Raw genomic sequence first — 26,701 nt, 5'->3', positions numbered from 1 at the left:
CTGTAAAATAGAAAGCTCCGGTATTTGACGATACCGGAGCTAATATTAATGATGATTTAACTTATCAGCTTAGTTGTGCAAATCCTGCTTTCAGGCGTTTCATACCTTCCTCCAGTTTCGCCATGGAAGTGGCATAGGAGAGGCGGATACAGTTTGGCTGTTCGAACGCAGCGCCGGTTACGGTAGATACGTTTACCTTGTGCAGCAGGTACATGCAGATATCGTCTGCATTTTTGATAACCTCGCCTTCAAATGATTTACCAAAGAAAGCGCTGACATCCGGGAACATATAGAACGCGCCATCCGGCTGGATGAGCTGTAAACCGGGAATGCTGCTGAGCTGTTCGAAGACGAAAGCACGTCTTTTCCTGAACTCGTCCACCATGGCATGTGCAGTGGTCAGATCGCCGGTGAGGGCGGTAATAGCTGCACGCTGTGTGATGGAACAGGTAGCAGAGGTAAACTGGCTCTGGATATTGTCCGCAGCTTTAGCCAGCGACTTCGGAGCGGCCAGGTAACCCAGACGCCATCCGGTCATGGCAAAACCTTTACTGAGACCGTTGATGATGATGGTACGTTCCTGCATGCCTTCAAACTGGGCGATGCTTTCATGTGTACCAACATAGTTGATATATTCATAGATCTCGTCGGCCATGATATAGATCTGGGGATGTTTTGCAAATACATCCGCCAGCGCCTTCAGTTCCTCTTTGCTGTATACGGAGCCGGTTGGATTACACGGAGAAGAGAACATGAACAGTTTCGTTTTCGGTGTAATGGCGGCTTCCAGCTGGGCCGGGGTGATCTTATAGTTGTTTTCAATGCTGCAGGGAACAAATACCACTTCGCCCTGGCAGAGTTTCACCAGTTCTGAATAGGTAACCCAGTAGGGAGTAGGGATGATCACTTCATCACCGGGATTGATGACACTCAATACTGTATTGGCAATACTCTGCTTGGCCCCCGTTGATACGACGATCTGCTCGGGCGTATATTGCAGTCCGTTATCGCGCTGCAGTTTATGCACTACAGCCTGACGCAGTTCAAGATAACCGGCAACAGGCGTATAATGTGTAAAGCCTTCATCGATGGCTTTCTTGGCAGCCTCCCTGATATGGGCAGGTGTATCAAAATCAGGCTCTCCTATGCTCAGATCTACAATGTCTATACCCTGGGCTTTCAGCTCACGGCTTAATTTAGCCATCTTAATCGTTTGAGGCTCGGATATCCTCGATAGCCTTTCGGCGAGTTCCATTTCCTTCATAAACAATAACAGTTTTATAGGGTTAACTGGAGACAAACCTACAATAAATTTGGAAGTGTCATAGTAGAAAAAAAAGAAAGCTATAATGGAGAAACGCGATGTACAGAGATACACTGTAACAAAAAAGCAGCCGGGACCAACTTTACTATTGATCCCGGCTGCCTGAATATGTATATACGCAATTTTACAGACTAGTAAAGGCTGCGGATGTTATTTACGGCTAATTTTTTCTTGTCGGTAAAATCCTTGGAACCGATCAGGTAGATAGTATATACACTGCCGGAAGAGAAGCTGGCGCTGGGAGAAGAATTTTCTACCAGTACGGTGCTGGTACCTGCTGCTTTTATCTTGATATTGTTGGTGAAAACTCCTTTGCTCAGCGGTGTGAAAGCAGTCCTGAATCCGCTGGAGCCCACATAGGTGCGGTTGCTGTCTACCTTTACATCGTCTATATACAGGTCAACAGCGCCGGTGGTAGGACTTAAATGGAAGAAACGAATGTTCACCGCTGTTTGGGTAGCACCGGTGAAATCGTCTTTAATGCTTCTCATCTGCGGTGCAGTAGAATCGCCATAAGCTACTACGGTATTGTATGTCAGGGAATCATACAGCGCAGTTACAGCAACATAGTCAGTAGTCTGACCGGACTTTTTAAAGGCGAACGTACGAACACCACCATAAATAGGATATCCGATATAGGTAAAACCAATGTTAAGGGCGCCGTTATTCACTTTGGTGCTGTTATCATAAAAATCAAGGTCTCCACCGGTGAGGATACCATTGATAATAGCTACCGCAGCCCTGTCCCGCTGAGGAGTTACGTTATCGCTTTTTAAGCATGCGCTGAAGCTTGTTACCACTGCCACAAGGGCCGCTATTGCCCACACGCGAGTTTTTTTAGTTGTCATTTTTCTATCTTTTAGTGCGAATTTGATTTGGTATTATAAAAGGTTATTCAAGACGTCTGGTATAATCGAACCTGAATTTTGACAGGTCCGGAAGATGTTGTTTCGCGCGTTGCAGTTCATACTCGTAAATAATTTCGCCCAATGCTTTTAAGAATGGCTTCCCTGTTTCTTCGAATTGATAATGTTTGTCGCTTAAAATGCCGTCTTTGTTTACATATATAGTGGCCGACAGCATGAATTCTACATGATGTGTGAAGTCCGCTATATAGGCTACGTCTGTCAGAAATCCATATGCCCAGCCTGGTTTATTGAAACTACGTATGTTCGCATTAATGTTGTTGCTTTGTACCCCTCCAAATAACAGGAATTTCACATAGTTATGGTGGAATTCGGCTGTATCATAGTGGGGATGACCTGATTCTTCTGGTTGAGCAGACATACAGTGATATAAAAACTGGTAATCGCTATCCCTTAAACGGAATCGATGAGCTTTTGTTACAGCTTCCGGAAAAATTATCTGCCGTAATATCCCATGGAGGTCAGCCAGGGGTATCCTGTTCTTCTGGGAGGCATCCATAGGGCTGTTCACCAGTTCCTCCTTATCATTATAGTAAGCTTTTCCCATCAGGTCATGCCGGGGTGAGAAGACCAACCGGCTATAGCCTTCGGGCTGACTGTATATCACCCGTTCGCCCTGGCGGAAGGTGACGGGGTTGGTATGCCGGTTTTCTTCGGGATCTATTCCCGTGACTCCCACCCGGTGTTTTATCTGGATAGTAGTAAAACCATTCTCCCACAATCTCTTATTAAAGGTTTCCTGCCCAATGAACTCATAAAGCCGGTTATAGGCATCATTATCACTTACTAATAGTATTTTTTTAATATATTGCCCTACTGAAGGGAGTCCACCGGGAGCAGTACTGTCTGACAGTACTGCAGGAGTAATGCCTTTCAGGCTGTCAGTGAACATGGGGGTATTCCTGTCCAGGCCCGGAATGTTCAGGTCATTCAGTTTCTCCAGGGCCAGGGCGCTTGCTGCCAGTTTTACCGTGGATGCCGGGTAGAAATACCGGCCGGTATCCACCCGGTAATAATAATCGGTGAAGTGAGGCCGGTTCGCCGCATCCCTGTCTATCCGGGTGTAAATGATCTGTAAACCAAAGTCCTGCGACTGCCGGAACACTGGTCCCAGTTTATCCGCATGAGCACTTAAAAGGGTATCGAGGAAAGAGTCTTTAGCAGGATAATGCCTTGTTCCCATATTTTTATTAGTATTGCAGGCTGCAAAGAATAGCATCAACCAGAGAAAAACAGAACGACGCATAAAATAAAGATTAATTTTTGGCAGAAAAGCAAGGGTTTATGTATTGATAATCAATTAATTCCACCTTTTTCCTTTTCTACCTCTGAACGGCTTTAATATATCAATTTAAATTCTATCTTTGCAACTCTTAAAAAATTTTTATAAACCCGAAACAATATGCAACTTAAAGGACTGGTTAGATTTTTTGCCGGTGCATTGATCCTTATCTCTGTGTATTATTTGTCGTTCACGTTTTTGGTACGTGGCTACGAGAAGAAAGTAGTTGCACAAGCCCAGAGTGATATTAGCAAATCATTACCAACTGCTGAACAGAAATATCCTGGTAATAAAGAGCTGCAGGCTGTTTATCAGGACTCACTGGCAGACCTGGTGAAGGAAAGAAGACAACGGATTCTGGACAGTACCAGTAACAAAGAAATGGCGGGTTTTCCTTGGTACGTTACTTATGACAAAGCCAAAGAAAAAGAGCTGAACCTGGGGCTTGACCTTCAGGGTGGTATGAACGTAGTACTGGATGTAAGTGTGGAAGATGTGATCCGTTCACTGAGCGGCCATTCACAGGATCCGGCTTTTAACAAAGCCCTGGACCTGGCTATACAGCGCAAGAAAGCCAGTCAGTCTGATTTCGTTACATTGTTCGGGAAGGCATATGAAGAAATACAGCCTCAGGGCCGTCTTTCTACCATTTTTGCCAATGCATACCAGAAAGACATTGATTTCAATACAAGCAACAGTAAGGTACTGGATGTGATCCGCCGTGAGGCAGGCGCAGCCATCAAAAATACCTACATGGTGCTGCAGAAACGTATCGATAAATTCGGGGTTGCTTCTCCTAACATCAGTCTGGATGAGAACCAGGGTATCATTTCTGTGGAACTGGCCGGCGTTGACAATCCTGTGCGTGTGAGAAAATACCTCCAGGCCAGCGCTAACCTGGAATTCCGTGAGGTATACAGGAACGATGAGCAGTTCATCTCCACTATCCTCCAGCCAATGAACGAGGCCATCAAAGCTGCTGTAGGTGCTGCTCCTGCAAAGGCTGCTGCTGATACAACCGCCAAGCAGGCCGTTGACAGTGCTGCTGCTGTAGCAAAAGCTGCTGGTGATACCACAACTACAGGTAGTCTCTCCGCTATCTTAAATGACTCTGCAAAATCCGGCAAAGCTGACTCTCTGAAGACAGAAGCTGAGCGCAGAGCTGAACTGGCAAAAGCTGAGCCTTTCTTCAGCATTTTCCTCCCAAGATATCATCCTCAGCAGGGCGTTGCTTATGGCCCGGTTGTAGGTAATATCCTCCCTTCCGATACTGCTACCTTCAGCCGTTACCTCAAGATCCCGTCAGTAAAAAATGTACTGCCTAAAGACCTGGTGTTCATATACGGTGCTGAAGACAAAGAAAATAAGCGTGCACCACTGCCGGTATATGCTATCAAAATAAATCCGATCAGCCCTGCTCCCCGTGTAAGTGGTGAAAGGGTAGTGGACGCAAGACAGGATTACGACCAGAGCGGCCGTCCGGAAATTTCCATGACGATGGACCAGGTTGGTGCCAAAGAATGGAAAAAACTGACTGGCGAACTGGCCCCATCAGATCCCAGCAATCCTGCTACACTGAACTATGTTGCTGTTGTACTGGATAACATCGTTTATTCCGCTCCATCCATCCAGGGTGAGATCGGAGGTGGCCGTTCTTCTATCTCCGGTAGCTTTACACTGGAAGAAGCAAACGACCTGGCAAACATCCTGAAGTCTGGTAAAATGCCAGCTCCTGCCAAGATCGTTTCAGAGCAGATCGTCGGACCGTCCCTCGGTGCTGAATCTATCGCAGCTGGTGCCAAATCCTTCATCATCTCCTTTATCGTGATCTTCATCCTGATGCTGGTGTATTACAACACCGCCGGTTGGGTGGCTAATATCGCACTGATCCTGAACCTGCTGTTCACCTTCGGTATCCTCGCTTCCCTCGGCGCTACGCTGACAATGCCTGGTATCGCCGGTCTGGTGCTCACTGTAGGTATGGCTGTGGATACGAACGTAATCATATTTGAACGTATTAAAGATGAACTGAGCCGCGGTAAGAACTACCAGCAGGCAGTAGAAGACGGTTACAAACGTTCCTACGCACCTGTACTGGATGGTCACATTACCTCCCTGCTCACCGCTATCATCCTGTTCTACTTCGGTCTCGGTCCGGTACTGGGCTTCGCTACCACACAGATCATCGGCTTGCTGTTGTCTCTGTTCTGTGGTATCATGGTTTCCCGTATCGTTACAGACTGGTGGACTAACAAGAAAAGACACTTCGAATACTTTACTCCGATCTCTAAAAAGATCTTCAAACACGCTTCTTTCGACTTCGTAGGAAAGAGAAAATACGCTTATATCATTTCATTCATCATGATTGCTTTAGGTGCATCCTCTTTCTTCCATGGTTTCCGTCATGGTGTTGACTTTGATGGTGGACGTAACTTCACCGTTCGTTTCGAACAGCCAATGAAGTCTGATGAAGTACGTGCGGCACTGGAAAAAGAGTTCGGAAACGAGCCTTACGTTAAAACAATCGGTACCAGCAACCAGCTGAGCATCACTACCAACTACAAGATCGATGAGCAGAGCGAAGCAGTAGATAAAGAAGTAACACAGAAACTGTACGAAGGTCTGAAGAAATACTACGAGCCAGGATTGACTTATGAGGCATTCTCTTCACCAAGGTTCATCGTAGCTTCCCAGACAGTATCTCCGACCATTTCTGACGACTTACGTGCAGGCGCCGTGAAAGCGACCATCCTGTCCCTGATCGTGATCTTCCTGTACATCCTGTTGCGTTTCAGCAAATGGCAATATTCAATCGGTACTATCTTCTCCCTGTTGCACGACGTGATGGTAACACTGGCAGTGTTCTCTTACTGCCGCGAGTTCGTTCCGTTCGCACTGGAAGTTGACCAGCACTTCATCGCTGCGATCCTGACCGTGATCGGTTTCTCCATGAACGATACCGTGATCGTGTTCGACCGTATCCGCGAATACTTCCGTACAGGTGTAATGAAGGGCGCAAGCAGAGACCAGGTGATCAACAAAGCCATCAACGATACGCTGAGCCGTACCGTAATGACTTCCCTGACTGTGTTCCTGACCATCCTGATCCTGTTCATCTTCGGTGGTGAGGTAACCCGCGGTTTCGCCTTCGCAATGTTGATCGGTGTGGTAACAGGTACTTACTCATCCATCTTCGTGGCGGCTCCGGTACTGGTAGACTTCGACAAGAAGAACGAGCTCTCTAACGAAAGCGAAGTGATTCCTGTAAAAGAAGCAGCAGCTCCGGCTACAGCGAAAAAATAAGTGTTCAACTAAAATGTTTGATAATTAAAAGCCCTTCGGTACAACCGAGGGGCTTTTTTCATGGAGGCTACAAACATTAGCCCACCTGTGGCGGGCGGCTTGAATGGACGGCCTATCCTCAGTAAACCCTCCTAATGTAATTGGGGTTGCTCACACCCAAAACAAAACTTCGCGACTATACCTGCAAATCTGCCTTTATTGCCACTTTACAGGCTTTATACAGCTCCATCTCTTCTAAATCAGATAAGTATCGCTGTTTGAATAAACAGGCGAAATACGGGCCTAAAACATGATTTTAAGAAATTCTCCCCAGTCTTTCCAGCCAGCGTCCTCAAGTGTTTATTCCCAGCTATCCTGGTATCCAAATCGGTTCAATCCCAGTCTGGGTTCTATTTGTTCTCTATATCTCCATATCCTTATACCGTCATCTGGATATCACTTTAGGCTCATATGTATATCCCTTCGATATAGAAATGTCGGTGAAATGATATGGAAATGCCGGTGAAGTGATATGGAAGTACCGGGAAAATACCCTACACATATGCATCTGTAATATTGCATTGCGGGGAATTCCTTTATCAGACTGGATTTGATGTTAGGAGATAACAATGAAATGCCCTACACATATGCATCTGTAAGGAAGCATTGTGGCGGATCCCGTTACTATACAGGATCTAAGATGATGTAATTGTGGATTTTCCGCAGAAATAGCGGGATTGCTAATCCCTTGTCAGCAGTTTTATGAGCTTGTCATCCGGCTCACCATTGTCGTCAATAATGCCGAAGCTGCCCTTATAATCCCAGATAGTCCAGGCTATACGGTTCTTTTCCAGGGCTTTTCTGACATCCCTGTACCAATGCAACCTGTCTTTGCGACTCACCGTGTTCAGACAGCCCCATTCGCCGCAATAAAGGGGTAATTTGAGCTTCTGCGCTACTTTCACCGCTGTCATGATCTGCTGCTCAATGATATCGGCATCATACTCCTCCGAGCTACCTGCCAGCAGATTGCGGATAGTAGCCGGTTGTTGGGCAATCTCTTTTGAAGTAATGGTAGCGCCGGGATAATGTACAGGACCGCTGTAATCCTTGTGGGCAGTCCAGCTGGCTTTATAATGGGTAAAGTAGAAAGGACTGTAATAATGAAAGCTGAGGATCAGTCGTTTATCTCCAGCTGGTACTTTTAGCTGTGGAAAAGTGGCGTAAGACTGGTAATGGTTACTGCCGATCACGATCACCCGTTTAGGTTCCAGCTCGCGGATCAGGGCAACACCGCGTGCCAGCAGGTCATTCCATTGAGAGGCGCTGTCGGCAACAGGTTCATTCAATAACTCATAGGCAAGGAGATCAGAAGGGTATTTCTTCAGTTCCGCGCTGAGTTCCCGCCAGCACTGCAGGAAACGCTCCTGCGCAGCAGATTCCTCCCAGAGCGCCCTGCTCTTCGAATTGAAATGATGACTGCGAAGAATATGCATGTCTACAATCGCCCGCAGGTGATACTGTTTACACCAGCCGATCGCTTTATGTAAAAGTGCAAAAGCATCTTTGTATTTGTCTTCCCGATAATCCCAGAGTTCAGCTTCCTCTACAGGAATACGGATGTGGTCAAAGCCTTTATCCGCCAGCAAGGCGACATCCTTTTCTGTGAAATAATCGGCCTGGGCCACACCATGACGGCCACCAGATTGTGACAACCAGTGACTGATGTTTACGCCGCGTTGAATGTTAAATCCCTCAGGCATCCTGGGTGCATCCTGTGCAAGAACAATGGCAGAAGGGGCAGCCAGCATAAAGATGAGCAATGTGGCAACAAGTGATTTGTAGATATTTAACATAGTACAAATATTCGAAAATTAATGTTCACGTTCAAAAGCCTTCGCCGGAAGGAACAGGTTCTCAGGCGGAAAGGCATGGTTCTTAGCTGAACAGGAATGCCACATCTTCTTCTGTCAGCTTTTTCACAAAGCCGGTATCTTCACTGATCAGGTCATCTGCAATCATCTTTTTCCGCTCCTGTAAGGCGAGGATCTTCTCTTCCACACTGTCTTTACAGATCATCTTATAAGCGAAAACCTTGTTCTGTTGTCCGATACGGTGTGTACGGTCAATAGCCTGCTGCTCTGCCGCGGGGTTCCACCAGGGGTCTACAAGATACACATAATCGGCGGCGGTCAGGGTGAGGCCCACGCCTCCGGCTTTGAGGCTGATAAGGAATACCCTGATATTTTCGTCTTCCTGGAACTGGTTCACCAACTGCTGCCGGTGCTCTGCTTTGGTGCTGCCATCCAGGTAAAAGAAGGGCAGGCCTTCACTTTCCATGGACTTGGCGATAAGCTGCAACATACCGGTAAACTGTGAAAATACAAGTACTTTATGTGTACCGGTGTTCTCGCTGATCTCCCGCATCAGCTCATCCAGTTTGACAGAGCTGGTAACATGAGACTCTTCCGCCACCAGCTGAGGGGCGTTACATACCTGCCGCAGGCGGGTCAGACCCTCCAGTACATAGATCGTACTGGCTGCCATTCCGTCCTCATTGATGCGCGCCATGAGCTTTTCTTTGTACATGTCGCGGATACGGTTGTAAGATTTCCGTTGTTCCTCACCCATCTCGCACCACATGATGATCTCCGTCTTATCCGGCAAATCCTGTGCAATTTGTTCCTTGGTGCGCCGCAGCAGGAAGGGATATATCAGTTTACGCAGACGGCCTGCCTTTTCGGCATCGGCATATTTGTCAATAGGCATGGCAAACTCCGAGCGGAAGAAGGCCTGGTTACCCAGCAGCCCGGGATTGGCAAAGTTCATCTGTGCATAGAGGTCCATGGTATTGTTCTGGATAGGCGTACCGCTCAATATCAGGCGGTTGCGGCTTTGCATTACCTGGAGGGCCCTGGTGGTCTGGGAAGAGGGGTTCTTGATCACCTGGCTTTCGTCCAGCACGACATACCCGAATACATGCGTGGTAAAAACGGCCGTATCGCTACGTACGGTGCCATAGCTGGTGATGATCAGCTGCTGCTGTTTCCAGTGTTCCGCATCATATTGCCTGTTGCCGCCGTGGTACACGGTGTAGCGCAGGCCGGGGGCAAATTTCTGCAGTTCGGCCTGCCAGTTATAGATAAGGGAGGTAGGGCACACGACGAGGTGTGTTTCCCCGGGATATTTCTCACAAAGATGTTGCAGGAATGTGATGGTTTGGAGGGTCTTACCAAGACCCATATCATCCGCCAGGCAGCCACCCCAGCGCATGGCGTCGAGGAGGCACATCCATTCAAAGCCGGCCTGCTGGTAAGTGCGTAATTGTGCCTGTATAGCTGCCGGCACCGGAAAGTGTTCGGCTGATTTTGCCTGCAGGCGCTGTAATTGCTCCACCGCATTTTCCTTTACAACAGTGCCCTGGGCATCCAGCATTTCCTGGGCTACGGTAAAATGCAGCCGTGACAGTTTCAGCTTGTCCTTGTTGACCTGTCCCAGCTTCCAGAGGAGGTCATACTTGTGTAGCCACTCGTCGGGAATAACCCCAATGGTACCATCTTTCAGCAGCAGGTGTGGCTGCCGGTGCAGTAGTGCTTTCTGGATATCTGCCAGTGCGACGGGGATATCGCCATAATGGACGTCTATTTCGAGATCGAAGGTATCCTTGTCATCACCATGCCAGCGAACGTCCATGACGGGTACATTGGTGTTGTACCTGAAGTGCTGCAGCTGGTCCATGCCATACACGCCGATATTCCTGTCTGTCAGTTTACGATAGCATTTCACCAGCCACTGGCTCTTCTCCGCATCTGCGAAAGGGAGGTAGAAATAGCCATTCCGCTGTTGCGCAAAGCGGGGATGCAAGGCGCGGATGAAGGCGATCAGTTCCTTTTCGGCTTCCACATGACGTTTGATCTCGTACTGGATATCGCCTTCCGCTTTGAAGATGACCGGTTCATTGGTATCCTCGATGCTGAAGTTGCCGTACTGCCACTGTGGCGTTAGTACAAGGAAGGATTTATTCAGTTCACTCAGCCAGATATTGCATTCCGGAGGAGTCTCAATAATTTCTTTTTGCAGGAGGATGCTTTTATCAACGCTATACTGCTGACTAAGGGCCGGCAGGGTATGTTCGATGAAGGTGGCTTCCTCATATGCCGGTATGTCCATAAATCCACCGGGAAATTGTTCCAGCGTGGTAGCCGCGGCAGGAGGGAGGATGAATAGTTCTCCCCGGCTGCGTAGCACAAAACCGTAGTGCTCGAAATCGGAGAGAGGAAAAGCCTGTCCGTTGATGGTAACCAGCGCCGCCGCTCTCAGTGCGCCGGTGGAAGTGCGTCGCAGTTCAAAGGAGAGCACAGGTGGAAAGTTGTTTACCGTGGCAGGCCGTGTATGTTTGAGTAGCATACTGTCGTCCGTGATCATAGTATACCAGGGTAATACCGGCGTCAGCGGCCGCAGTTGCTGGAGTGTGTGGTAGAGGTATTGCTGCATACCTTCCTGCACGAATTGTTGCAGGGTAAGGGATTTCACGGGATTGTCCCGGAATTTCTCCTTGAGTTGCAGTTCTTTATACACCATCGCTTCCTGCGTGCAGGGCTGCAACAGGTGTTGTACGCCGGCTGGCAGGGTGTTGAAGATGGACAATGACTTTTTATCGTTCAGGGGCATGCGCTGGCAGGTACGGCCACCGGCGTCTTCTTTCAGCATACCTGCACTGATCTTCACCGGGGTAGGGTGATTGGACTGTAGTTCCAGCAGCAATACAGGCGTTGCTTTATGTTTGTTGTTATTGCCTTGTGTGATGGTTTTCCCCATGTAATAATATGGTTATAATTAATCGGGTTAATTGCCGGCAGCCAGCTGCAGCAGTGTGTTGTGCAATGCCAGTACCTGTGGGATGACCATTTCCTGTTCATCATTCCTGATCACATAGTCGCACAGTTTCATCTTGATATTATCATCGATCTGTTTGTACATCCGCGCCAGTACATCATTGCGGCTGATATTATCCCGTTTCATCACCCGCAGTATACGCAGTGGCTGGGGGGCAGATACACCGATGCATTTGTCCAGGAACTGAAATGAACCGGATTCGAAAAGGAGGGCAGCTTCTTTTAGCACATAGGGAGCTGTTTGCCGGTCGGCCCATTCGTCACTATGACGGATGGTGGCAGGATGCACGAGAGAGTTGAGTAACTCCAGTTTATCCTTGTCATTAAAAACGATCTTGCCCAATGCGGCCCTGTCCAGCACATTATTGCTGTCGTAGATATGGTTGCCGAAATGTACCTTTACCTGTTCTATCAGCAATGCATCCGTCTGCATGATCGTTTTGGCTGCATCATCTGCATAATAGACAGGAACACCGAGTAGTGCAAAGATCCTGGCCACTGTGCTTTTGCCTGAGCCTATGCCGCCTGTAATACCAACTTTTAACATACGTCCAAATTCCAAAAAAAATCCCAAACTCCGTCAGGAATTTGGGACGCGCTATCAGCAGATAGCAATTATTTTGCTGGTGTAGTTGCAGCTTTCTGTTGAGCAGTAGTATATTCCATGCTAATAGCAGAACGCTCGATAGTTAAGTAAGTACCAGCGCTCACCTCGATTTTGAGGGTGCCATCTTCGTTGATCTTCTTCACAGTACCATGGATACCTGCGATAGTAACGATTTTGTCGCCTTCACGCAGATTGCTGATGAAGTCTTTCTGCATTTTTGCTTTCTTGGTCTGAGGGCGGATCATAAATAACCACATCACCAGGATCATACCGCCAATAAATATGAACTGGAAGCCGCCACCGCCTTGCGCGCCAGCTGCACCACCACCCATCAGTAAAACGTTCAGCATGTTAGTGTACATCGTATTAAGTTGTATTTTGTTGTTTAGTTGTTTCTTGTTTCTATTGTCCCGCAATATTGATACCGGTGTCCTGATGTCCTGTCAGCTTATTTCTGCTTCAGGATAGTGCACTGGATCTTGGGTCCCTGCACCTGTTCCGGTTTCGTATTGGCCCTGATAATGATCTCCTTCTCGGTATATCCTTCTTTTCCTGCGCTGTTGAAAACCACTTTCATGTAGCTGCTCTGTCCCGGTTTGATAGGCTCTTTAGGCCAGTCCGGCACTGTACAGCCACAGCTGGAGGTAGCGTCTGTGATGAGCAGATCCCTGTCGCCTGTATTGGTGAATTTGAAATCATATTCCACTTTTTCGCCTTCGGTGACGTTACCGAAATTGTGGACCATTTCATCAAAAGCAATCACAGGAGTACCTTTCACTGAATCAGCGGTAGCGGCGGCGGCTGTTTCCTGGCCACCGGTTTTACCGGTATTTGACGAATTGCAGGCGCCTGCCACAAGGCTTCCGGCTATCAGGTAAAAGAATATCTTTCTCATATAGTATTGGGTTCGGCCCAAAAATAGCTATTTTTTTGTACGGTCTATCTTCTTTATCTGATTCGCCTGATCGAGGTCTTTCAGGATATTGTCCAGGATACCATTGACAAACTGTCCGCTCTGCGGGGTGCTGTATGCCTTGGCCAGGTCAATATACTCATTGATTGTCACCTTGGTAGGGATGGTGGGGAAGTACAGGAACTCGCATACACCCATCTCCATCAGTAACATATCCACTGCGGCGATACGCTCAGGGTCCCAGTTCTGTAATTTGGGCTTAATAAGCTCCAGGCAGTATTCCTTCTTATCCAGTACGGTGAGCAGCAGTTCGCGCGCATATTCCAGTTTCTCCCTGCTGATCAGCTGGAGGAAATTGAACAGGTGCGGTTTGTGCATGTAATTGGCTACCAGGAGGTCCATCATCTCTGCATCGTCGCCCCAGTGCAGGAAATTGTCTTCCATATGCTGGACGAACAGCTCATTTTTGGTGAGGATCTCTTTATAGACGTATTCCATGATCTCCTTTTCGCTGGCTTTGTTGCGGGCAGGATCTTTTATGTAATTCTGATAAATATCTGTGGCTGTGAGCGTATTGTAGAGCTTACGCATCAGGTCCTGCTCAGGAAGGTGTTTGAGTTTCCATTGTTCCAGGTTTACCTGAAAGCCTTTGTCGTTGATTATCTGGAAAATAAATTCATTTCCGGCGATCTTGGTATTTACCTGCAGGTCGGCTGCTGAGGGAAGATGTTTGGAGGCCCGTGCCTGCGCGTCGATTTCCGCATACTGTGCTACCTGTGAAAGGCAGTATAACAGGTATGTAAAGATCTGACTGGTCTGGTCCAGTTTCTCGTTCAGTAAACTGGTAGCCGTGCCCGGCTTAACGGTATCCTGTTCCATCGTTTCCAGGGCATAGAGGGTCTGCATGACCTTCACCCGGATATTTCTTCTGCTAATCATCTTATAATCAAGAACTGTATGAGGGCGCAAAGCTAGGGGAAAAAAGGGGAATTAGGAATTCTTAATTGGTAATTCCTATCTTACGGCAGATTCTGTCAGGTTTTTGCTGAAAAAATGGCATTTTTGTCAGTAGGCTCGATAAGGCTATCCGTTAGTGACTGAAAATTTGACTATCAAAATGCATTGGCACAATTATCGAGGTGCCAAGACACAATAAATCTTCATCTTACCTTTTTAAAAAGTATAATTATATGGCAAAAGATTTAAGTATTAAACCCTTAGCTGACAGGGTGATCGTGAAACCCGCAGCTGCAGAAGAAAAAACAGCTGGTGGTATCATCATCCCTGACACTGCAAAAGAAAAACCACAAAGAGGTACGGTAGTAGCTGCCGGTCCTGGTAAGAAAGATGAGCCGGTGACTGTAAAAGTAGGCGATACTGTATTGTATGGTAAATATTCCGGTACAGAGATCAGCATTGAAGGTGGCGATTACTTAATCATGCGTGAGTCTGACATTTTAGCTATTGTTTAAGCAATCACGCTGACATAACAGGCAAACCAAAACACAAATTAAAAAAAACACAAGCTATTATGGCAAAACAGATATTTTTTAGCACTGACGCCCGCAACAAGATGAAGAAGGGTGTTGATACCCTGGCTGATGCGGTGAAAGTGACCCTGGGTCCTAAAGGTCGCAATGTTGTTATCGAAAAGAAATTTGGCGCTCCTAGTTTAACAAAAGACGGTGTGAGTGTTGCTAAAGAAATCGAACTGGAAGATCCTATCGAGAACATGGGTGCACAGATGGTGAAGGAAGTTGCTTCCAAGACCGCTGACATCGCAGGTGATGGTACTACTACCGCTACCGTTCTTGCACAGTCTATCATCGGTGAAGGACTGAAAAACGTTGCTGCGGGTGCTAACCCAATGGACCTGAAACGTGGTATCGACAAGGCTGTTAAAGCTATCGTTGAAAACCTGGCTAAACAGGCTGAGAAAGTAGGCAGCGATAATAAAAAGATCGAGCAGGTTGCTGCTATCTCCGCTAATAACGACGCTGAGATCGGTAAACTGATCGCTGAAGCAATGAACAAAGTAACCAAAGATGGTGTGATCACCGTTGAGGAAGCAAAAGGTACTGACACTACTGTAGAAGTAGTAGAAGGTATGCAGTTTGACCGTGGTTACCTGTCTCCATACTTCATCACCAACAGCGAAAAAATGCACGCTGAACTGCAGAACCCTTACATCCTGATCTACGATAAAAAGATCAGCACCCTGAAGGACATCCTGCACATCCTGGAAAAAATCGTTCAGAACGGCCAGCAGCTGCTGATCATCTCTGAAGATCTGGAAGGTGAAGCACTGGCTACCCTGGTAGTGAACAAACTGCGTGGTCAGCTGAAAGTTGCTGCAGTAAAAGCTCCGGGCTTTGGCGACAGAAGAAAAGAAATGCTGCAGGACATCGCAACCCTGACCGGTGGTGTTGTTATCAGCGAAGAACAAGGTTACAAACTGGAAAATGCTGACCTCAGCTACCTGGGTCGTGCAGAATCTGTAACTATTGATAAAGACAATACTACCGTTGTTGGTGGTAAAGGCGAAAAAGACGCTATCCAGGCTCGTATCAACCAGATCAAAGCCCAGATAGAAGTAACAACTTCCGACTACGATCGCGAAAAACTGCAGGAACGTCTTGCTAAACTGAGCGGTGGTGTGGCTGTACTGTACGTAGGTGCTGCTACTGAAGTAGAAATGAAAGAGAAGAAAGACCGCGTTGACGATGCCCTGCACGCTACCCGCGCTGCTGTTGAAGAAGGTATCGTGCCAGGTGGTGGTGTTGCTTACATCCGCGCTATCGAAAGCCTGGAAAAACTGAAAGGCGAAAACGAAGACGAGCAGACTGGTATCTCTATCGTTAAACGTGCTATCGAAGAGCCACTGCGTCAGATCACTGCTAACGCAGGTATCGAAGGTTCTATCGTAGTACAGAAAGTAAAAGAAGGTAAAGGTGATTTCGGTTTCAACGCCCGTACTGAGGTGTATGAAAACCTGCTGGCAGCTGGTGTTATCGACCCTGCTAAGGTTACCCGTATTGCACTGGAAAACGCTTCTTCTATTGCAGGTATGCTGTTGACCACTGAGTGTGTGATCGCTGACAAACCTGAACCTAAATCCGCTGCTCCTGCTCCGCATGGTGGCCACGGTATGGGTATGGACTATTAATAGTAGTATCCGAAAATATAAGCGAAAGGGTGTCCGCCACTGGCAGACACCCTTTCCTTTTTGTTCCCTTTCCTGTAACTTTAGCACTATTTCTCCGTTATAACTGTATGAACGCCTTTTTACGCGCCACTTTTTGTTTTTTATTGCCAGTATTCCTGCTGACCGCGTGCGCTAAGAATGAATATTCCGATGCCGATGCCTTCAGTGGTGTGGAAAGAACTATACTGGAACAGGATAGCCTTATCCAGGGATATATCAGCGACCACAATCTCACTATGGAACACGATTTCAGCGGACTCTATTTCAACATAGAGGAACCGGGCGATTCCATCCATCCTACCCTGAATTCCGTGGTTACCATCAATTATACCCGCGCCAACCTGAATGACTCCCTGCTGGACGCCTCTTTCGGAGATACCGACTTCGATGGCCGCGCCCTGAAAGACCATATCGTCGGCTGGCAGATCGGCCTGCAGAAAATAGGCAAGGGAGGTAAGATCTTTATGATCATCCCTTCACGGCTGGCTTTTGGCAATATGGCCGTAGGTAACATCATTCCCGCCAATACTGTCCTGGTGTGCAATGTTGAATTAATTGACTTTAAATAAGTTCCTTCCGTATCTAATCACTGACAATTATAAAAATCTGAGCATTTAAATGAAAAAACTAAGCATGAGGAAATTTTTCCTGCTGGGAGCAGTATTGATGATGGCTTTGTTTGCAGCCTGCAGTAAAGACAACCAAACTTATGACCCGGTGCCACAGTTCAACAGAGATGTGGATAGTATTAAGGCATACCTGAAAGCTAAGAACCTGGTGGCTGACCAGGATACGGTTTCAGGCATTTTCTACAAGATTTCAGCGATCGGAAATGGTATAGACAGTGTTAAAAGCACCAGGACCGAAATAAAAGCATTATATACAGGACAGCTTTTGTCAGGTAAGGTATTTGATTCCACCGGGACTACTCCCCGCGACCTGGGATATGCGGGAAGCCTGATCACCGGATTTCAGTTTGCTTTGACAAAGATCACAAAAGGTGGTAAGATCCGGGTGTATCTTCCTTCCTATTACGGATATGGCCCGGCTGTGAATAAAGATATCCCTGCCAACTCCGTTCTGATCTTCGATATCGAGTTAACCGATGTCACCAATCCATAGTATTGTACTCTGCACTTATACCAACAAAGTCCCGCTCTGACCAGCTCAGGCGGGACTTGTTGTTGGCGTCATGTCATAGTATTTATTGTGCTTTGCGCTTATACCGGCAAAGTCCCGTACTGATCAGCTCAGGTGGGGCCTGTTTTTTGGCGTCATGTGTGGATTTTTGGATATGCGGAATGCCTTAAATTTGCTTAAATTATAAGTAGTGGCACACGAATGCATTTCGGTATTTGACATCTTCAAGATAGGCGTAGGTCCTTCCAGCTCACACACGTTAGGCCCATGGCGGGCAGCTCTACAGTTCCTGCGGGAAATGCAGGCAACAGGGCGAAAACTCAGTTCCGTTAAACAAGTCAGCATTTTATTATACGGCTCCCTGGCAAAGACCGGGCACGGCCATGGTACAGACATTGCTGTTCAGTTAGGACTTTGCGGAGATGACCCGGTAACTTTCGATGTTAACCAGATCACTAATAAAATGGATGACATCCGCCGTAACAAGACTATGTTACTGGGAGGTAGTCATGCTATTCCTTTTGATCCTTTACAGGATATTACTTTCCTGTATGATGAATCTTTACCTTTTCACCCCAATGCACTTACTTTCCTGGTCACCTTTGAAGATGGTGAGCAACTGGCGGCTACCTACTATTCCATCGGTGGCGGCTTTGTTGTAAAGGAAGGTGAAAACCAGGGCAGCGCCGCTTCACAGGTAGATCTGCCATTCCCGATAGACACTGCCCGCCAGCTGTTACAATGGTGTATCAAAACAGGTTATTCCATTTCAGAACTGGTCCTGGAGAATGAACAGGCCTGGCGCCCGGAAGCAGAAACAAGGGCAGGCGTGATGAACATCTGGCGTGTGATGAAAGAATGCATTTACCGGGGTTGTCATACTTCAGGAGAACTGCCCGGTGGATTGCGTGTAGCAAGACGCGCCGCTGCGCTGAACAAAAAATTATTAAAGGAAAATACTTATACAGACTACGATTCCTGGATCTCCGCTATCAGGCAGGGTGGTAACCATTTTGCCTATACGCTGGACTGGGTAAGCTGTTTTGCACTGGCAGTGAATGAAGAAAATGCTTCTTTTGGCAGAGTGGTGACCGCGCCTACTAACGGCGCCGCGGGTGTGATACCTGCCGTGCTGCAGTACTTCATCACTTTCTGTGACGGCTACCAGGATGAAAAGATCATGCAGTTCATGCTTACTGCTTCTGAGATCGGCAGTATCTTCAAGAAGCGCTCTACCATTTCAGCTGCTATGGGTGGCTGTCAGGCGGAGATAGGCGTATCATCCGCAATGGCGGCGGCAGCCCTTACAGAATGCCTGGGCGGCTCCCAGCGCCAGGTACTGATGGCTGCTGAAATAGCCATGGAACATCACCTGGGCCTGACCTGCGATCCTATTGGCGGACTGGTACAGGTGCCCTGCATCGAAAGAAATACTATGGGCGCCATCAAGGCCATTACTGCTTCCCAGCTGGCCCTGCAAAGCAACCCTGAACTGGCAAAGGTTTCCCTTGATGCGGTAGTGAAAACCATGTGGGATACTGCGCTGGATATGAACAGCAAATACAAGGAAACATCTGACGGCGGTCTGGCCGTAAACATACCTATCAGCCTTCCCGAGTGCTGATTGCAGATAGACGCTGCATGCAATAATAAAGTAACCTTCGTTTTGCATGCAGCGTTCTCCATTATTTCCGTATATTGTTTGATTATACCTGCAATTGATTATGAAGACGTTTTCGTGCCTACTGTTTTTAGTACTCCCCTTTACCGCATTGGCACAATCATTCGGTGGCAATCCTCCTTCCCTGAAATGGCGCCAGATCAACAACGACACTGCGCGTATCATATTCCCGGCAGGACTGGAAAAACAAGGCCAGCGGGTAGCAGATCTCGTGCATTACCTGGACAGATATACCCGGTATTCTATCGGGAACAGAAATAAAAAGGTCAGCATTGTATTACAGAACCAGACACTGGAATCTAACGGTTATGTGCAACTGGGGCCTTTCCGCTCGGAATTTTATCTTACTCCGCCACCCAACTCCTCAGACCTCGGATCGCTGAAATGGGAAGACCAGCTGGCGATACATGAATACCGTCACGTATTACAAAACCGTAATTTCAACCAGGGGGTATCTAAAGCAGTATCCATTGTACTGGGAGAAATGGGATTAGCGGCAGCTACCAGCATAGCAGTACCCAACTGGTTCTGGGAAGGAGATGCTGTTACAATGGAAACAGCTTTAAGTGCGCAGGGAAGAGGCAGACTGCCTTCCTTCTTTGACGGTTTCAGGGCCTTGTCGCTGGAGCATAAGAACTACAGCTACATGAAAATGAGGAACGGTTCCTATATAGACTTCACCCCCAACCATTATCCACTGGGATACCTGATGTCTGTATATGGCCGTGAACATTATGGCCGCACTTTCTGGAAAGATGTAACTACCGATGCGGTACGCTACCGTGGCATATTCTACTCTTTCTCCCAAAGCCTGAAAAAACGCACCGGGTATAATGTGACCGGCTTTTACAACGCTATGTTGCAGGAATATCAGCCGCTCTGGAATAATTACGCCACACAGGAAAGCAAACCCGGCAAAGCCTTGCTGGAAGCTCCTCAAACGGTCACCAACTACAAATACATTTACCCGGTGAAACCTGGTGAATGGGTTGTATATAAGGATGCCTATAACAAGGTGCCTGGTTTTTACCTGCTGGACAGCACCGGCAATCAGCAATTGGTGACGCGCCCTGGTATGAACTTCGATGACTATTTCAGTTATCGCAACGGCAGGCTGGTATGGACGGAAGCCCGCTTTCATCCCCGTTGGTCCTGGAAAGACTATTCAATAGTGAAGACCTACGATATGGCCACTGGTCATACCAGTACACTGACACATCTGACACGTTATTTTTCTCCTGATATCAGCGCAGATGGCAAACGGATCATTGTGGCAGTGACATTGACCTCACAGCAATATAGCCTGCAACTGCTGGACGGACAGACCGGCGCCGTAATATCAACATTGCCCAATCCGCATAACTGGTATTATACCTATCCTAAATTTTCTGCTGATGAGCAATGGGTGATCAGCAACGTCCGCAATGACCGCGGACAAATGGCTATGATCCGTCAGTCACTGGCCACAGGCGAAACCGAAGAGCTGACACCGTTCAGTTATATCGTGCTGGGCATTCCTGTCATCAGGCAGGATACCGTGTATTACACAGCTGCGTATAAGGATGCCGATAATGTGTATGCTCTTACCCTGTCTGACAAAAAGGTCTACCAGGTGACAGCACATCCTAACAGTGTCGTACATGCTGCCATTGACGATCGTTCACAACAGGTCGTATATAGCGCTTTTGGTACCCAGGGATATGCTTTATATGCTACACCGCTGACGCCGGGTAGCTGGCAACAGATCGATACCGGCAGGAACTATCATAGCACCTGGCTGAAGCCTGACTTTCAGGAAGGTGGTAACATACTCGACAAGGTACCGCATGAGCAGTATGACATAAGAAAATACGCCAAGGGAACCAACCTGTTCAACTTTCACAGCTGGCTGCCTACTTTCGATGATCCTGATTACAGTCTCACCCTGTATGGCGATAATATCCTGAATACGGCGTCTACCGCTATAGGGTATACGTATAACCGCAACGAAGGAAGCTCAGGATTTACGGGCGATTTCATCTATGGGGCCTGGTTCCCCTACCTGCAGGCAGGAGCGAAATATACCTTCAACCGATCAGATATTTTTTCTAACAAAGGTCGTTTGTACTGGAAGGAAATGGATCTGCACGGGGGATTCACGATACCGCTGAACCTTTCGTCCGGCCTGTACAGCCGCAGCCTGTCAGTGTCTTCCATGTATCATTACCTGGAAAGATATCCGCAGGGTAATTTCCGCTTTCGCAATCCGGCAATACAATATATCGGCAATACGCTCGTGTTTAATAACCAACGCATCAGGGCAAGACAGAACATCTATTCTCATTTCGGACAATATGTTGCTTTGCAGTATAACCGTTCGCTGTCAAATGTGTTTGCGGAGCAATTGTTCGCGAGGTTTGACCTGTATCTGCCTGGCTTGTTTGCCAATCACAGCCTGGTATTGCAGGGCGCCTGGCAACAACGGGATACGTCAAGGAATTATTCCTTTACAGATAATTTCGCTTATGCCAGAGGATACAACGAACCGTTCTACGAGCATATCTATAAACTGGGTGTGAACTATCATTTCCCTATCGTGTACCCTGACTGGGGCTTTGCACAGTTGCTGTATTTCATGCGGATCCGTGGTAATGTGTTCTACGATTACAGCAGGGCATATAATTTTATATCTGCAACAAGTACACAATATACCTCTGCTGGTGGGGAGCTATTCTTTGATACCAAAATAGGCAATGTGCTCCCTTTCACCTTTGGTCTGCGTTACAGCCATCTCTTCGACAAAGATCCGCTGGATAATGCATCTCAAAGGTTCGCATTTATTCTGCCATTGCAGCAGCTGTTTAATTACTAACGAACGTTGAATTTTAATTTAGGCGCTCTGTACAGCTTATCTCCTGTATAGTTGATGAGGATATTATCAAAGTAGAATACTTCATTCCTTTCCAGCATTTCCTTGATACGCTCTACCCAAAAGGCAGGGAGCCTGTCCCCTTTAAAGGAGTCGCCTACAAAATCGGTGTAGAAGCCGGGTTTGCCGGTAGTATCATTCAGGTAGGGTTCTTTTCTTTCGTAGGTGAAGTCAAAGGATACCACAGGATATTTGTTATTCTTTTCATCCCTTACCACCAGTGGAGAGTCCAGCAGTTTCATGATCTCAGGGCGGGGGAGGGAGTCGCTCAGGAAAATGCCCCAGGTGCTTCTGAACCGGAGTGCAGTGGTTTTGGCAGCAGCCGGTTTTTTAGCAGCAGGTGTTTTCGGTTTGCCAGTCTGTGCCAGTGCCGGCAGACTTGTAAACAGCAACAGTAAACCTGATATTAAATAACATTTACGCATAGTAGAATAAGGGATATAAAAAAATCGCCCGGATTAGTTAACGTCCGGGCGATCCTGAAAATTATAATGATTTTAAACTTTCCGTAATGGCTACGATCTTAGCCTCGGCATCTTCTTTCTTCTTCCGTTCAGCATCAACCACTTCCGGTTTGGCATTCTGGACGAATCTTTCGTTGCTCAGCTTTTTCTCTACCGATACGAGGAAGCCCTGCAGGTAGGCCAGGTCTTTCTCCAGCTGATCTTTCTGAGCAGCGGGATCAAGTACGGTTTCAGTTTCCAGGTAGAACTTGTCTTTCTGTACCACCAGGGTAATGCAACCGCCAACAGGCTCCTTTGTATAGTTAATGGATTTCGCGTTCACCTGTTTGGCCAGCATACCTTCGATCTGTTTGAAGGCAGCTTCCTGCAGTGTGTCGATATGCAGGCCTATTTCATCTTTCGGTTTGATCTGGTGTTTGTTACGTGCGTCGCGGATGCTGGTGATCACTTCTTTCAGCAGGTCGCCCTGTACCAGGATACCAGCTTCTGAAGCGGCAGGTGCAGTGTATTGTCTGATGATCAGATCATCGCCTTCCTTGCGTTCACGCAGTTTCTGATAAACCTCTTCCGTTGCAAAAGGCATGAATGGATGCAACAACTGCATCAGCTCTTCGAAGAAATAAACGGTTTTGTTGTAGATCCCTGCATCACATGGCTGCTCAAAATCAGGTTTTACCCATTCCAGGTACCAACTGCAGAAATCTGTCCAGATCAGGCCATAGAGTGCTTTCAGGGCTTCGCTAAGCTTGAAATCTTTGAACAGTTCTGCCACCTCTTGTTTTACTTCATTCAGCCTGCTTTCGAACCATTTTACAGCAAAATGGTCAGCCCCGGTATTGCTGTTAGGTGCAAGATTGCCTTCCCACATCTTTACCAGTTTCAGGGCATTCCAGAACTTGTTGGCGAATTTACTGCCCTGATCACAGCTGGCATCGTCAAACAGCAGGTCATTACCGGCAGGAGAGGAGATCATGATACCGAAACGAACGGCGTCAGCGCCAAAGCGGTCGATGAGCTCCAGCAGATCAGGGGAGTTACCCAGCTGCTTACTCATCTTACGACCCTGCTTATCCCTTACCATCCCGGTAAAGTATACGTCACTGAAAGGCTTTACCTGTTTATATTCCAAGCCTGCCATGATCATACGGGCTACCCAGAAGAAAATGATATCCTGTCCGGTTACCAGTACATTGGTAGGATAATAGTAGTTGATCTCGTCATTGTCAGGCTGGGAAATACCATTAAATACTTCCATCGGCCACAGCCAGGAAGAGAACCAGGTATCAAGACAGTCTTCATCCTGACGGAGGTCGGCAGCGGTATAGCTGAAGCCTTTTGCTTTAAACTGTGCGATAGCAGCATCTATATTCTGGGCTACTTCGAAAGTACCATCCGGCGCATAGAAGGAGGGGATCTGTTGTCCCCACCAGAGCTGACGGGAGATACACCAGTCTTTCACATTCTCCATCCAGTATTTATAGGTAGCCAGGAAGCGGTCGCCGGGATGGATGTCCACATCGCCATTTACTACTGCATCCAGCGCTGGTTTGGCCAGTTCTGCCATCTTCACGAACCACTGGGTACTGATACGGGGCTCTACTACCGTTTCGGGGTTACGTTCGCTGTAACCGAGGCGGGTAGTGTATTCCTGTTCTTTTACCAGCAGGCCTTGTTCCTGGAGGGTAGCAATTACCAGTCTACGGGCTTTGAAGCGGTCTTCGCCAATGAATACACCGGCAGCAGGGCTGAGTGTACCATCATCATTGAGGGTATCCACTACTTCCAGGTTGTGTTTCAGACCCAGGTTATAGTCATTGATATCGTGTGCAGGCGTTACTTTCAGGGCGCCGGTACCAAATTCCTTATCTACATAAGTATCGAAGATGACAGGTACCTTGCGGTTCACCAGCGGCACGATGGCAAAATGACCTGCCAGGTGTTTATAACGTTCATCATCAGGATTTACGCAGATGGCGGTATCTCCCATGATGGTTTCGGGACGTTGTGTTGCGATGGTGATGTATTCGCCGGTCAGATTATTCTCAGAATCAGTAATAGCATACTGCACATGGTAAAGTTTACCCTGCAGGTCTTTGTACTGCACTTCTTCATCGCTGAGGGCAGTTTTTGCCTTCGGGTCCCAGTTGATCATACGGGCGCCGCGATAGATCAGTCCTTTATTGTACAGGTCAACGAATACCTTTATAACTGCCTGGTAATAATGATCATCCATGGTGAAAGTCACCCTGTCCCAGTCGCAGGAGCAACCCAGTTTTTTGATCTGGCTATAGATGATGCCACCATACTTGTCTTTCCACTCAAAAGCGTATTTGAGGAATTCTTCACGGGTGAGCTGTGATTTCTCAATACCTTTCTCGGTTTTGAGCATATTCACCACTTTTGCCTCGGTAGCGATGGAAGCATGGTCAGAGCCGGGTACCCAGCAGGTATTATAGCCACTCATACGTGCGCGGCGGATGAGGATATCCTGTACGGTTTCGTTCAGGGTATGGCCCATGTGCAGCACACCAGTCACGTTAGGAGGAGGGATCACAATGGTAAAGGGGGGACGGTTGTCCGGTTTACTACGGAAATAACCTTTGTCCATCCAGTGCTGGTACCATTTGCCTTCAACAGCAGCAGGCGTATAATTTTTTGAAAGTTCCATGCTTGCGATATGTCATTTATATAAGTGTGCAAAAATAAGAGAATAACCGATTAGAACGATGTCGGTTATAGTTATTCCATCTGTGAAATGACAGCGCAGGTCTTTTCCACCATTTCCGGGGTGATGTCCAGGTGGGTTACCATTCTTACCTGTGTTTCAGATATCGGCGTTACGAGAATGCCTTCTTTTTTCAGGTAGTCGGCAAACAGTTTGGGCGTCCAGGCGTCCTGTACATCGAAGATGAGGATGTTGGTTTCCACTGGTAGCATGTGACCCACAAAGGTTTTCTGCAGGAGATATTTGGCGAGTTGTTTAGCGTTGTGATGATCTTCTGCCAATCTGGCAATATGGTGTTCCATGGCATAAAGTCCGGTAGCTGCCATATAGCCAGCCTGCCGTAAGCCGCCACCTAGCTTTTTTCTTATTCTTCTGGCAGATTTGATAAAGGCAGCGCTTCCCAGCAGCACTGAGCCCATGGGGCAACCCATTCCTTTGTTCAGACACACGGAAATGCTGTCGAACAGTTCACCATAAGTCTTTGGGTTTTCGCCGGTTGCAACAAGTGCGTTGAACAATCTGGCGCCGTCGAGATGGAGTTTAAGATTGTTATCGCGGCAGACATTTTTGATCCTGTTGATCTCTTCCATATCGTAGCAACAGCCGCCGCCACGGTTGGAGGTGTTTTCCAGGCAAACCAGGCTGGTGGTGGCTTTGTGTACATCATCAGGATTGATGGAAGCGGCAATCTGTGCGGCGGTGATCATGCCACGGTCGCCTTCGAGTGCGCGTACCTGTGCACCGGCATTGAAGGCGATACCACCGCCCTCATATATATAGACGTGGGCAAGGTCGCTGCAGATGACCTCATCGCCCGGCTGGGTATGAACTTTAATGGCTATCTGATTGCTCATTGTGCCGGAAGGGCAGTACATGGCAGCTTCTTTCCCAAAATAGGCTGCCATAATGCTCTCCAGTTGGTTTACACTAGGATCTTCCCCGTATACATCATCACCGGTGGAAGCAGTTGACATAGCCCGGAGCATACCGGGGGTGGGCCGGGTGAATGTATCACTCCTGAAATCAATAATCATCATTGAAGAATTTGCAATGTATTGAACAATAAATTAGTGAAGTTAATAATCTGAAGTTGATTACTTATCAATTGTTAAAATTTAATTAAAGCGTCAAAAATACCTAATAAAGGGCTATTAAATATCGTTTATATGGAGTACTTTGTTATACTAATTATTTGGCTTGAGAAGGATTTGGCAGTATGGGGTATTAGCACGATCTTTGCAGGCTAATTTGTTAAAACGATAATATTGGAGGAGTTGAATAGGTTGTAAGATAATTATTTAAAATATCTCAACAAAATAAATCTTTTGATGTTATTCAATTTATAAACT

The 26,701-nt window shown here is 47.3% G+C and carries 19 protein-coding genes; 7 read left to right on the top strand and 12 right to left on the bottom strand.

The features are described 5' to 3' along the window. Positions 1-64: 64 nt before the first annotated feature. The 3 genes from F3I09_RS22280 to F3I09_RS22270 form a co-directional block, all read right to left on the bottom strand. Positions 65-1,204, bottom strand: a complete 1,140-nt coding sequence (locus tag F3I09_RS22280) for a pyridoxal phosphate-dependent aminotransferase (RefSeq protein WP_223233340.1) — start codon at positions 1,202-1,204, stop codon at positions 65-67. Between the two features lie 251 nt (positions 1,205-1,455). Further along, a complete protein-coding gene (locus F3I09_RS22275) occupies positions 1,456-2,172 on the bottom strand; it encodes a DUF4397 domain-containing protein (protein ID WP_149697256.1) in 717 nt (238 codons plus the stop codon). Positions 2,173-2,215: 43 nt separating this feature from the next. Further along, positions 2,216-3,496 (bottom strand): serine hydrolase, encoded by a 1,281-nt coding sequence (locus F3I09_RS22270; RefSeq protein WP_149697255.1) that lies wholly within the window; start codon positions 3,494-3,496, stop codon positions 2,216-2,218. 156 nt (positions 3,497-3,652) lie between these two features. On the opposite strand from F3I09_RS22270, the gene secDF reads away from it, so the two are divergent. Then, a complete protein-coding gene (gene secDF / locus F3I09_RS22265; protein WP_149697254.1) occupies positions 3,653-6,835 on the top strand; it encodes a protein translocase subunit SecDF in 3,183 nt (1,060 codons plus the stop codon). A 719-nt stretch (positions 6,836-7,554) separates the two neighbouring features. On the opposite strand, the gene F3I09_RS22260 is transcribed toward secDF, so the two are convergent. The 6 genes from F3I09_RS22260 to nusB all read right to left on the bottom strand — a co-directional run bounded on the left by F3I09_RS22260 (position 7,555) and on the right by nusB (position 14,168). Next, entirely contained in the window at positions 7,555-8,670 is a 1,116-nt protein-coding gene (locus F3I09_RS22260) for a glycoside hydrolase family 5 protein (protein ID WP_149697253.1), read from the bottom strand. An 82-nt stretch (positions 8,671-8,752) separates the two neighbouring features. After that, entirely contained in the window at positions 8,753-11,632 is a 2,880-nt protein-coding gene (locus F3I09_RS22255; RefSeq protein ID WP_149697252.1) for a DEAD/DEAH box helicase, read from the bottom strand. Positions 11,633-11,659: 27 nt separating this feature from the next. Continuing rightward, positions 11,660-12,256: a dephospho-CoA kinase gene (gene coaE, locus F3I09_RS22250; RefSeq protein ID WP_149697251.1), complete on the bottom strand. Its 597-nt coding sequence runs from the start codon at positions 12,254-12,256 to the stop codon at positions 11,660-11,662. Positions 12,257-12,324: 68 nt separating this feature from the next. Then, positions 12,325-12,666: a preprotein translocase subunit YajC gene (gene yajC, locus F3I09_RS22245; RefSeq protein WP_223233339.1), complete on the bottom strand. Its 342-nt coding sequence runs from the start codon at positions 12,664-12,666 to the stop codon at positions 12,325-12,327. Positions 12,667-12,764: 98 nt separating this feature from the next. Continuing rightward, the gene (locus F3I09_RS22240; RefSeq protein WP_149697249.1) at positions 12,765-13,211 is read right to left on the bottom strand and encodes a DUF1573 domain-containing protein; all 447 of its coding nucleotides are present in this window, start codon (positions 13,209-13,211) and stop codon (positions 12,765-12,767) included. 27 nt (positions 13,212-13,238) lie between these two features. Continuing rightward, positions 13,239-14,168 (bottom strand): transcription antitermination factor NusB, encoded by a 930-nt coding sequence (nusB, locus tag F3I09_RS22235; RefSeq protein ID WP_149697248.1) that lies wholly within the window; start codon positions 14,166-14,168, stop codon positions 13,239-13,241. A gap of 251 nt (positions 14,169-14,419) precedes the next feature. On the opposite strand from nusB, the gene groES reads away from it, so the two are divergent. The 6 genes from groES (at position 14,420) to F3I09_RS22205 (ending at position 22,106) form a co-directional block, all read left to right on the top strand. After that, positions 14,420-14,701: a co-chaperone GroES gene (gene groES, locus F3I09_RS22230; RefSeq protein WP_072356767.1), complete on the top strand. Its 282-nt coding sequence runs from the start codon at positions 14,420-14,422 to the stop codon at positions 14,699-14,701. 59 nt (positions 14,702-14,760) lie between these two features. Then, complete coding sequence (groL, locus tag F3I09_RS22225) at positions 14,761-16,395, top strand: chaperonin GroEL (protein ID WP_149697247.1); 1,635 nt, start codon at positions 14,761-14,763, stop codon at positions 16,393-16,395. 107 nt (positions 16,396-16,502) lie between these two features. Then, the gene (locus F3I09_RS22220) at positions 16,503-17,003 is read left to right on the top strand and encodes an FKBP-type peptidyl-prolyl cis-trans isomerase (RefSeq protein ID WP_149697246.1); all 501 of its coding nucleotides are present in this window, start codon (positions 16,503-16,505) and stop codon (positions 17,001-17,003) included. A gap of 64 nt (positions 17,004-17,067) precedes the next feature. Further along, entirely contained in the window at positions 17,068-17,556 is a 489-nt protein-coding gene (locus F3I09_RS22215) for an FKBP-type peptidyl-prolyl cis-trans isomerase (protein ID WP_188133913.1), read from the top strand. 208 nt (positions 17,557-17,764) lie between these two features. After that, on the top strand, positions 17,765-19,198 hold the full coding sequence (locus F3I09_RS22210; RefSeq protein WP_149697244.1) for an L-serine ammonia-lyase: 1,434 nt from the start codon (positions 17,765-17,767) through the stop codon (positions 19,196-19,198). 100 nt (positions 19,199-19,298) lie between these two features. Beyond that, on the top strand, positions 19,299-22,106 hold the full coding sequence (locus tag F3I09_RS22205) for a hypothetical protein (protein ID WP_149697243.1): 2,808 nt from the start codon (positions 19,299-19,301) through the stop codon (positions 22,104-22,106). On the opposite strand, the gene F3I09_RS22200 is transcribed toward F3I09_RS22205, so the two are convergent. The 3 genes from F3I09_RS22200 to F3I09_RS22190 form a co-directional block, all read right to left on the bottom strand. Next, positions 22,103-22,588, bottom strand: coding sequence for a hypothetical protein (locus F3I09_RS22200; protein ID WP_149697242.1), 486 nt, complete (start codon positions 22,586-22,588; stop codon positions 22,103-22,105). The two genes, F3I09_RS22205 and F3I09_RS22200, sit on opposite strands and share 4 nt — an antisense overlap. 61 nt (positions 22,589-22,649) lie before the next feature. Next, positions 22,650-25,295 (bottom strand): valine--tRNA ligase, encoded by a 2,646-nt coding sequence (locus F3I09_RS22195; RefSeq protein WP_149697241.1) that lies wholly within the window; start codon positions 25,293-25,295, stop codon positions 22,650-22,652. A 71-nt stretch (positions 25,296-25,366) separates the two neighbouring features. Further along, entirely contained in the window at positions 25,367-26,389 is a 1,023-nt protein-coding gene (locus F3I09_RS22190) for a low specificity L-threonine aldolase (protein WP_149697240.1), read from the bottom strand. Positions 26,390-26,701 lie beyond the last annotated feature (312 nt).

Source organism: Chitinophaga sp. CF418 (genome assembly GCF_900142925.1).
In the GTDB taxonomy this organism is placed as follows: Bacteria; Bacteroidota; Bacteroidia; order Chitinophagales; family Chitinophagaceae; genus Chitinophaga.
Note: the sequence above shows the minus strand (reverse complement) of the source record. Positions and strands in the feature narration are given on the sequence as shown.

Excerpts from the sequence above, each read along its gene's own strand:
- F3I09_RS22280 (WP_223233340.1), bottom strand. The coding sequence starts at position 1,204 with ATGGCTAAATTAAGCCGTGAGCTGAAAGCCCAGGGTATAGACATTGTA.
- F3I09_RS22275 (WP_149697256.1), bottom strand. The coding sequence starts at position 2,172 with ATGACAACTAAAAAAACTCGCGTGTGGGCAATAGCGGCCCTTGTGGCA.
- F3I09_RS22270 (WP_149697255.1), bottom strand. The coding sequence starts at position 3,496 with ATGCGTCGTTCTGTTTTTCTCTGGTTGATGCTATTCTTTGCAGCCTGC.
- secDF (WP_149697254.1), top strand. The coding sequence starts at position 3,653 with ATGCAACTTAAAGGACTGGTTAGATTTTTTGCCGGTGCATTGATCCTT.
- F3I09_RS22260 (WP_149697253.1), bottom strand. The coding sequence starts at position 8,670 with ATGTTAAATATCTACAAATCACTTGTTGCCACATTGCTCATCTTTATG.
- F3I09_RS22255 (WP_149697252.1), bottom strand. The coding sequence starts at position 11,632 with ATGGGGAAAACCATCACACAAGGCAATAACAACAAACATAAAGCAACG.
- coaE (WP_149697251.1), bottom strand. The coding sequence starts at position 12,256 with ATGTTAAAAGTTGGTATTACAGGCGGCATAGGCTCAGGCAAAAGCACA.
- yajC (WP_223233339.1), bottom strand. The coding sequence starts at position 12,666 with ATGCTGAACGTTTTACTGATGGGTGGTGGTGCAGCTGGCGCGCAAGGC.
- F3I09_RS22240 (WP_149697249.1), bottom strand. The coding sequence starts at position 13,211 with ATGAGAAAGATATTCTTTTACCTGATAGCCGGAAGCCTTGTGGCAGGC.
- nusB (WP_149697248.1), bottom strand. The coding sequence starts at position 14,168 with ATGATTAGCAGAAGAAATATCCGGGTGAAGGTCATGCAGACCCTCTAT.
- groES (WP_072356767.1), top strand. The coding sequence starts at position 14,420 with ATGGCAAAAGATTTAAGTATTAAACCCTTAGCTGACAGGGTGATCGTG.
- groL (WP_149697247.1), top strand. The coding sequence starts at position 14,761 with ATGGCAAAACAGATATTTTTTAGCACTGACGCCCGCAACAAGATGAAG.
- F3I09_RS22220 (WP_149697246.1), top strand. The coding sequence starts at position 16,503 with ATGAACGCCTTTTTACGCGCCACTTTTTGTTTTTTATTGCCAGTATTC.
- F3I09_RS22215 (WP_188133913.1), top strand. The coding sequence starts at position 17,068 with ATGAGGAAATTTTTCCTGCTGGGAGCAGTATTGATGATGGCTTTGTTT.
- F3I09_RS22205 (WP_149697243.1), top strand. The coding sequence starts at position 19,299 with ATGAAGACGTTTTCGTGCCTACTGTTTTTAGTACTCCCCTTTACCGCA.
- F3I09_RS22200 (WP_149697242.1), bottom strand. The coding sequence starts at position 22,588 with ATGCGTAAATGTTATTTAATATCAGGTTTACTGTTGCTGTTTACAAGT.
- F3I09_RS22195 (WP_149697241.1), bottom strand. The coding sequence starts at position 25,295 with ATGGAACTTTCAAAAAATTATACGCCTGCTGCTGTTGAAGGCAAATGG.
- F3I09_RS22190 (WP_149697240.1), bottom strand. The coding sequence starts at position 26,389 with ATGATGATTATTGATTTCAGGAGTGATACATTCACCCGGCCCACCCCC.